The 8,372-nt window shown below is 61.5% G+C and carries 8 protein-coding genes; 6 read left to right on the top strand and 2 right to left on the bottom strand.

Features of this window, described 5'->3' with window-relative positions; translation table 11 throughout:
* The coding region (locus FAS41_RS27480; RefSeq protein ID WP_138526495.1) for an IclR family transcriptional regulator at positions 1-734 on the bottom strand (734 nt) is incomplete at its 3' end.
* Between the two features lie 345 nt (positions 735-1,079).
* Between FAS41_RS27480 and FAS41_RS27475 the strand changes: the two genes are divergently transcribed.
* From FAS41_RS27475 to FAS41_RS27450, 6 genes are all read left to right on the top strand, one after another.
* Positions 1,080-1,994, top strand: coding sequence for an SDR family NAD(P)-dependent oxidoreductase (locus FAS41_RS27475; RefSeq protein WP_218939138.1), 915 nt, complete (start codon positions 1,080-1,082; stop codon positions 1,992-1,994).
* A 21-nt stretch (positions 1,995-2,015) separates the two neighbouring features.
* On the top strand, positions 2,016-3,587 hold the full coding sequence (locus FAS41_RS27470; RefSeq protein WP_218939137.1) for a class I adenylate-forming enzyme family protein: 1,572 nt from the start codon (positions 2,016-2,018) through the stop codon (positions 3,585-3,587).
* A 156-nt stretch (positions 3,588-3,743) separates the two neighbouring features.
* Positions 3,744-4,889: a cytochrome P450 gene (locus tag FAS41_RS27465; protein WP_218939136.1), complete on the top strand. Its 1,146-nt coding sequence runs from the start codon at positions 3,744-3,746 to the stop codon at positions 4,887-4,889.
* Between the two features lie 20 nt (positions 4,890-4,909).
* Complete coding sequence (locus FAS41_RS27460; RefSeq protein WP_138526494.1) at positions 4,910-5,074, top strand: rubredoxin; 165 nt, start codon at positions 4,910-4,912, stop codon at positions 5,072-5,074.
* Between the two features lie 47 nt (positions 5,075-5,121).
* The gene (locus FAS41_RS27455; protein WP_138526493.1) at positions 5,122-5,916 is read left to right on the top strand and encodes an enoyl-CoA hydratase/isomerase family protein; all 795 of its coding nucleotides are present in this window, start codon (positions 5,122-5,124) and stop codon (positions 5,914-5,916) included.
* Between the two features lie 176 nt (positions 5,917-6,092).
* Positions 6,093-7,061 (top strand): SDR family NAD(P)-dependent oxidoreductase, encoded by a 969-nt coding sequence (locus FAS41_RS27450; RefSeq protein WP_138526492.1) that lies wholly within the window; start codon positions 6,093-6,095, stop codon positions 7,059-7,061.
* A 97-nt stretch (positions 7,062-7,158) separates the two neighbouring features.
* Here the strand turns inward: FAS41_RS27450 and FAS41_RS27445 are convergent, their stop codons facing one another.
* Entirely contained in the window at positions 7,159-8,355 is a 1,197-nt protein-coding gene (locus tag FAS41_RS27445) for an acetyl-CoA C-acetyltransferase (RefSeq protein ID WP_138526491.1), read from the bottom strand.
* Positions 8,356-8,372: the final 17 nt, after the last annotated feature.

The raw sequence follows: 8,372 nt of genomic DNA, 5'->3' as shown, positions 1-8,372 counted from the left end.
CTACCTAAAGACTGCATGCGCTCAGCAGGTGCAGCAATGACGATCGCTGCTGCAACCGAGCCATCAGTATCGAACACTGGAGCGGCAATACCAGCGGCGCCTTCGCTGAGCTCACTGATGCTGATTGAGACACCAGTTTCGCGGATTTCCTTGAGCTGCTTTTTCAGCGTCGAGCGGTCCGTGACAGTGCGCCAAGTCATCGCTTTGAGCTTTGCAGTCTTTAGGTAGTGTTCCTGAGTCCTCTCGTCCTGATAGGCGAGCAGGAGTCGGCCAGGAGCGGTGCAGTGCAACGGACGAGGCGCACCAAGCGGCGAAACGTAGCGCACAGGATTCTGCGAGTCGATCCCGTCGATGTGCGTCACCATCTGGGATTCGATGTCGATTACAGACAAGTACACGCTTTCGCCTGTCTTGACCGCGAGCTCTTCCAGGTAAGGACGCATCAGCTTGGGGAAGTTGCGTGTCGCCAGGATGTTGCCGGCAAGCCGATAGATGAACGGGCCAAGGCGGTAGCGATTATTCCCGTGGCTGAGATAGCCCTCAGCGACCAGCGGCCGCAGCAACGTCAACAGACTGCTCTTAGGGGTTTCCAGAATACCGCTCAGTTCTGCGAGCGACATGCCGTCGCCGGCCTTGGCCAGGACCTCGAACAGCCCGAGAATGCGGGTAACTGAGCGAGGGCCCATCGAAGTCGGTGTTTCTACGGCGTCCACGTCGTTTTCCCTGTTTTTCATGAAGTATCCCAATGTTTAGTGGGCGGGGATAAAGGGCCGCGCCCTCTTGCGGCGCGAATGCCGTGCAGTATATCAAATGGCGTTTAGAATTTTTCGTCTAGTAAGTACAATCTCCTCAAGGCTTAGTGCTGCCCACGTTTTCATTGATTCCCATCAGGCTCTCAGCTGATTCGCACTACTTCTTCAGCGCTCCTGCAACGATTTCCATGCTAGCACCTGTTTGCATAGTCGAACAGTGTTCATTAATATGCATTTGGGCGTGTCGCCTGGCCACCAGACTATCGATGGGTCTGTGGACTGAACGTCGTCCATTCGGACGGTGCAGCTTGGTTCGAGGAGTTCGTTATGGGATCGATGGTTGAAGGCAAGGTGGTGCTGGTCACTGGCGCCGGTGGCGGCATCGGGCGCGACATCGCCCTGCTGATGGCGCGCCACGGCGCCAGGGTTGTGGTCAACGATGTGGGGGCATCCGTCTCGGGGGAAGGGGCCGACGTCGGCCCTGCCCAGAAGGTTGTCGACGAGATCGTCTCTGCCGGCGGTGAGGCGGTGGCCAACACCGACAGCGTTTCCGATCCGGCCGCAGCCGCACGCATGGTGGAACAGGCGGTACAGCAGTACGGGCGCATCGATTGTGTGGTGAATAACGCCGGCATCCTGCGGGATCGCTTCTTCCATAAGATGACCGCCGAAGAGTTCGACGCCGTACTCAAAGTCCATCTGTACGGCTCCTTCTATGTCAGTCGGGCCGCTGCGAACTACTTCAAGGAGCAGGAGTCCGGTTGCTTCGTGCACATGACTTCAACCTCGGGTCTGATCGGCAACCTTGGCCAGGCGAATTACAACGCAGCCAAGCTCGGCATCATGGCGCTCTCCAAATCCATCGCCCTGGACATGGAGAAATTTAACGTCCGTTCGAACTGCGTGGCTCCTTTCGCCTACAGCCGGATGATCGGCGCCATTCCGACCGATACGCCGGAACAGCAGGCCAGGGTCGAGAAGATCAAGCAGATGACACCCGCCAAGATCGCGCCAATCTGCGTCTACCTGGCCAGCGATCAGGCCGCCGAAGTCAACGCCCAGGTCTTCGCAGTGCGCAACAACGAGATATTCCTAATGAGCCAGCCACGACCGATTCGTTCGGTGCAACGCTCCGAAGGCTGGACCCCTGAAAGCCTGGCCGAGCACGGCATGCCGGCGCTGAAGGGCTCCTTCATTCCGGTTGAGCGCTCGGGCGAAGTCTTCACCTGGGACCCGGTCTGATTTTCTGGGGAGGGGCTGCTTGTGGACGTGCAGACACGCTTGGCGTTGGCCACTAATATCGGTGACTTGGTCCGGATCTGGGCGGAGTGCGCCGGCGACGCCCCGGCGTTGCGAGAGCCAGGACGCGAGTTGAGCTATGCCCAGCTGTGGTATGCCATTGAGGGCGCCGCAAGGCGCCTGACTATCGAGGGTGTGAGCCGTGGCGATCGGGTGATGCTGGTCGCGGAAAACTGCATAGCTCAAGTAGTCCTGACCTTCTCTTGCGTGGTCCTGGGCGCTTGGCCGGTGAACGTCAATGCGCGTCTCAGCGCGCGCGAGATTGAGAGTATTCGTACGCATTGTCGGCCACGCCTGATGGTGTTCAGTTCGGCACTGTCAGCGGATGCCGAGGCGCATGCCGCCAGGCAGGGCGCCTTGCCTTGGCGCGGGGACGAGCTGTTCGATGGCTTCTCTATGATTGCCGCGCTCGGTGAGGTGCCTCCGGAAGAAGATGAGTTGGCCAGGGACGTGGCCGCGCTGGTGTATACCTCCGGTACGACCGGCGCGCCCAAAGGGGTGATGGTCAGGCATCAGGGGTTGCTGCACTTCGCCAGAGTTTCCTGTGCCTCCCGCTCGCTGGGGGCCTCTGACAGGGTTTACGGCGTGTTACCGCTGCCGCACATCTTCGGCTTCGCCACAATCCTGTTGACCACCCTGTACGCCGGCGCCTGCTTGGTGCTGGAGCGCAAGTTCACGCCCGAACGACTGCTGGAAACCCTGCTTCGTGAAGGCATCACCACCTTCCAAGGAGTGCCGACCTTGTTCACCAGGGTGGTCGAGCACCTGAAGCTAAACGGCACGCGCCTTCCTAGCACGAGCCTGCGTTACCTGTATTCGGGAGGGGCCTCGCTGGACCTGGCAGTGAAGCGTGAAGTGGAGGCCGTTTTCGGCCTGCCTTTGCATCAGGGTTACGGCATGACCGAGTACGCTGGCTCAATGTTCATTACCCGCACCGCCGCGCCGAGGGACGACGATTCCTCCGGCTATCCCAATGACGGAGTCGAGATCCGCCTGATGGACGACGACGGCAACGAAGTCGCTCCGGGACAAGTGGGTGCGATCCAGATTCGCGGGCCTGGTGTTATGCGCGGTTACTACCGCAATCCACAGGCCACTCGCGAGACTGTGTCCGCCGAGGGTTGGCTGGCCACAGGCGATCTGGGGAGGCTCGAGCCCGATGGTGCGCTATTCATCTCCGGTCGGACCAAAGACCTGATCATCCGCTCGGGATTCAACGTGTACCCGGTGGAAGTCGAATCGGTGCTCAACGCGTGGCCGGGAATCCAGCTTTCAGCGGTGGTGGGGCACGCTCGTAGCGGCGGCGACGAGGACGTCGTCGCCTTCGTAGAACTCCAGGCTGGGCAACGGTTGGCGATGGCCGACCTGCAGGCCTACCTCGTTCGCGAGCTCGCGCCATACAAGCGTCCCTCGCGGATAGTGATCCTGCATCGCATGCCTGTCACCTTCAACGGCAAGCTGCAGAAGCTGCAGCTGCGGGAATGGCTTCAGCATGGTGGCGCCGAGGAGGGTGCCATTAGCGAGGTGTGCGATTGACCGTGCCTGGTTGATTCGAATACCTGGCTGTCGTATAAATATGCGAACGATGTTCATAAAATAACAAAAGCAGGGATGGCATTCCTTCCCGTGGAGCTTGCAATGAGCCAACCGGCAACTTGGACCGTACCCGAACACGTACCCGAAGACCGCGTAGTGGACTTCGACTTCATGCACCCGCCGGGTGCCGAAAGCGATGTGCATGCCGCGTGGAAGGCCCTGCACCGAGGGCCGGACATAGTCTGGTCGCCCTACAACGGCGGTCACTGGATCGCCACCCGCGCGGAAGATATCGAGACCATCCAGAAGGACAACCTGCGCTTCTCCCATGCCCGGGTGACCATACCCCGCAGTGATGACGTCACGCTGGTGCCGCTGGAACTGGACCCGCCGGAGCATACCGCTTATCGCACCCTGATTACCCCGTCGTTCCTGCCGCAGGCCATCGCCTCGATGGAGAGTGACGTACGCGCGCTGACCATCGAACTCATCGAAGGATTCAAGAATAAGGGTGAGTGCGAGTTTGTCGGCGAGTTCGCCAAGATGCTGCCGATCGTCATCTTCCTGCGCCTGGTCGATTTGCCCCAGGAAGATCGCTTGCATCTTCTGGAAATGGCCGAGCTATCCGTGCGCGGAGACCTGGAGGAGCGCCAGCGCTCGCAGGGCATGCTGATGGGCTACATCGGTAAGTGGGTCCAGGAGCGCGCCAGCAATCCGGGGAATGACCTGATCAGCCTGATCGTAAATGCCAAGATCGATGGTCAGCCGATATCGCCCGAACGCATGTTTGGAATGATGATCGTCGTTCTATTCGGCGGCCTGGATACCGTAGCCGCGATGATGAGTTTCATCTGCCGTTTCCTTGCCGAGCATCCCGCTGAACGTCGGCGCCTGGCTGAGGAGCCCGAGCTGATTCTAACCGCCGTTGATGAGCTGATCCGCCGCCATGGCGTGACCAACACCGCACGCGTGGTGGTCGAGGACATCGAGTTCAAGGGCGTTCAGCTGAAGAAAGGCGATCAGATCCAGGTACCCAACGCGCTGTTCGGGCTGGATGAGCGCCGCTTCGCCAATCCGATGGAGATCGATCTGGCGCGCAAGCCTGTCGTGCACGCGGCCTTTGGCAATGGGGCGCATCGTTGCCCGGGTTCGTTCCTGGCGCGTACCGAGATCAAAGTATTTCTGCAGGAATGGCTGAAGCGGATTCCCGAGTTCGAGATCAAGGCTGGTGAGCAGCCGCGCTGTGCCTCGGGCATGGTCAACGGCATGCTTTACCTGCCATTGCAATGGAAAGTGGCGTGAGGCGCCTGGGGATATAAGTGATGAAGAAATGGCAATGTTTTTTCTGCGGTTTCATATATGACGAAGCTGCGGGCTGGCCTGATGAGGGCATCGCCGCCGGGACTCGCTGGGAGGACATCCCCGAGGACTGGATGTGCCCCGAATGCGGCGCGGCCAAGAGTGATTTCCAGATGGTCGAGATCTGATCGGCGACGACAGCCATAACCTCATCAGCCGTGGAACGAGGCATTCAATGGATTTCTCCAGCTACCAGGCGCTCAAACTCGAACGCGACAATGGCGTTCTCACCATCACCCTCAATCGTCCCGAGACACTCAATGCTATCGACGACGATATGGACAAGGAACTGGCCCGTGTCTTCATCGAGGCCGGCCATGACCCGCAGACCCGGGTGATCATCTTCACCGGCGCCGGTCGCGCATTCAGCGCTGGCGGCGACATCGAGGAAATGCAGAGGGTCATCGACGAGCCGCAACGCTTCGTTGACAGCATGCGGCGCGGCAAGCAGATCGTGTTCTCGATGCTCGATTGCCAGAAGCCGATCATCGCCAAGATCAACGGCCACGCCATCGGCCTGGGGGCTACGCTGGCCCTGTTCAGTGACATTTCCTATGCGGCGCTTCCGGCGAAGATCGGTGATCCCCATGTTGCCGTTGGCTTCGTCGCTGGTGACGGCGGGGCGGCGATCTGGCCACAACTGGTTGGTTTCGCCAGGGCCAAGGAATACCTGCTCACCGGTGACCTGCTGACGGCAGATCAGGCCGAGCGCATCGGCCTGATCAACTACGCGGTGGCCCCCGAAGAGCTGGACGGTCGTGTGCAGGAAGTGGCAAGTCGGCTGGCCAACGGTGCCGCCAACGCCATTCAGTGGACCAAGGCCTCCATCAACATCGCGCTGAAGCAGGTGGTCACCTCGGTGATCGATGCCTCGTTGGCCTATGAAGCGCTGTCGAACCAGACCGAAGATCATCAGGAGGCGGTCAACGCCTTCCGGGAAAAGCGCAAGCCAGTGTTCAAGGGTCGCTGAATGACGCTTGCCAGACTGCAGGCTACGCCTGCAGTCGCTGGTTACAGCCTCACGGGCCTAACAGCCCCTTGTGGCGTCCTCGTGAGCCTGCTTCGGCAGGCTCTTTTTTTTGTCCATGGTGGTCCCGGCCGAACGTGCCGGGTCGCCTCGCGGCCGTCTGCAGAGGAGAGTCTGGAATGATGAGTTTCATGGGGAAAGTCGTTCTGATAACTGGCGCCGGGCGTGGAATCGGTCGGCAACACGCGTTATTCCTGGCGCAACGTGGCGCCCGTGTCGTGGTCAACGATTTCGGTGGCGACGGGCGTGGTGAGCAGGGTGGCAATCCCGGTCCTGCCGAGGCAGTAGCCGCTGAGATTTGCGCTGCTGGTGGACAGGCGATCGCCGTCTGCTGTGATATCGGCGATAGCGAACAGGTTAAGCGGATGGTGGCTGAGGCCGTCGAACAATGGGACGGGGTCGATGCGCTGATACACAACGCGAGCACCTACGCCGATCTGGGGCCCTTCGAATCGGCACGTGTGAACGACCTGGAGCGCATCATGCGGGTCAACGTGACCGGCGGCTGGAACGTTGCCCAGGCTGTCTGGCCGTACATGCAGCTCCAGGGCCAGGGGCGCATCGTGATAACCGGCTCCGGGGCTGGCATGTTCGGACGTCGTCGTGACCAAGCCTACAGTGTGGCGAAGAGTGCGTTGATCGGCCTCACCAAAGTACTTGCCGCCGAGGGGGAGCGGCAGGACATCATGGTCAACCTAGTGGGGCCAGTGGCGTTCACCGAACAGTCCAGCGCACAGGGCATCCCTTCGATCATGGAGCGCTTTGCGCCGCCGATCATGGTCAGTCACCTGGTCACGCTGCTCGCCCATACCGCATGCCCGGTCAATGGCGAGATGTTCCATTGTGGCGGCGGGTTCGTCTCCCGGGTGTTCGTCGGAGAGACGCCCGGCACTGTCTACACGCTGGACAACATGTCCCCGGAAAAACTGTACGAGGACCTGCCGCGTATCCTCGAGGAGGCTGGCTATGCCGTGCCGTCGAACTCCGATCAGTCTGGCGCCCGGTTGTCGGCGGGCATCGCCTCGATCAATCCGGAGTTCGCCGAGGCACTGGCGGCCGCCAAGCGCAAGCGCGAAGGCGGCCGGTAGCCAGGACGCCACCACCGGCGCTACTTGGCGCGCCGGTGTCGCCCGGGGATAAAAAAATCCCGGCGTACCGGCCCTGGAGCCGGAGGCCGGGATACGCTCAAAAACGTTCGAAGATCGCAGCCAGGCCCTGGCCGCCTCCGATGCACATGGTTTCCAGGCCATAGCGGCCCTGGCGACGCTGGAGCTCATGCAGCAGCGTGGTCAGCATGCGCACGCCGGTGGCGCCGATCGGATGGCCGAGGGAAATGCCGGAACCGTTGACGTTGAGGCGCTCGGCGGCATCCCATTCGAGTCCCTTGAGCACGGCGAGCACTTGGCAGGCAAAGGCCTCGTTGATTTCCATAAGGTCCATCTGTTCGAGGCTCAGGCCGGTCCTGGCCAGCAGCTTGCGCACTGCGGGAACGGGGCCGATACCCATGCGCGAAGGCTCGCAGCCAGCGGCGGCCCAACCGACTAGGTAACCCATGGGTTCCAGACCCAGTTCGGCGAGCTTGTCCTCGGCGACGATCAGGCATGCAGCCGCCGCATCATTCTGCTGGCTGGAGTTGCCCGCCGTGACCGTGCCATCACGCATCAGCGGACGCAGCTTGCTGAGGCTGTCCAGGCTCGCGTCAGCGCGAATGCCTTCGTCGCGGCTGAACAGCAGGGGATCGCCCTTGCGCTGAGGGACGCTGATCGGCACGACTTCGGCATCGAAGCGTCCCTCGGCCCAAGCCGAGGCGGCGCGTTGATGGCTGCGCAGCGCATAGGCGTCTGCGTCCTCGCGGGAGATCCCATAGTCGCGCGCCAGGTTCTCCGCCGTCTCGATCATGCCAGAGATGTGCCCGAAGCGTTCCTCGGGTTGCGAACGCTCGCGGCCACGCTCGAGGCGATCGTGCAGCTTGACGCTGCCCGAGCGTGAGCCCCAGCGCATGTCGGTGCTGTAGTACTCGATGTTGCTCATGCTCTCGACGCCGCCGGCGATAACCACGTCTGCGGCGCCGGTCTGCACCATCATCGCTGCGCTGACTACTGCCTGCAGGCCGCCACCGCAGCGCCGATCCAGCTGCATGCCCGGTACCGACACCGGGAGGCCGGCTTGCAGGCCGATCCAGCGGCCGACACAGGGGGTCTCACTGTTGGCGTAGGACTGGGCGAATACGATGTCGTCGATCCGTAAAGGGTCCAGGCCGGTTTTCTGCAGGATCGCGTTGACCACGTGCGCTCCCAGTGCCTCCACGGCCAGGGGGCGCAGGCTGCCGCCGAAGGTACCCACTGGGGTGCGCAGTGGGGCGACAATTGCTGCTCGTCTCATGGTGATCTCCAACTGGC

Source organism: Pseudomonas nicosulfuronedens (assembly GCF_005877905.1).
Lineage (GTDB): Bacteria > Pseudomonadota > Gammaproteobacteria > Pseudomonadales > Pseudomonadaceae > Pseudomonas > Pseudomonas nicosulfuronedens.
The sequence above is the reverse complement of the archived record's forward strand: the minus strand, read 5'-3'. Positions and strand labels throughout refer to the sequence as shown.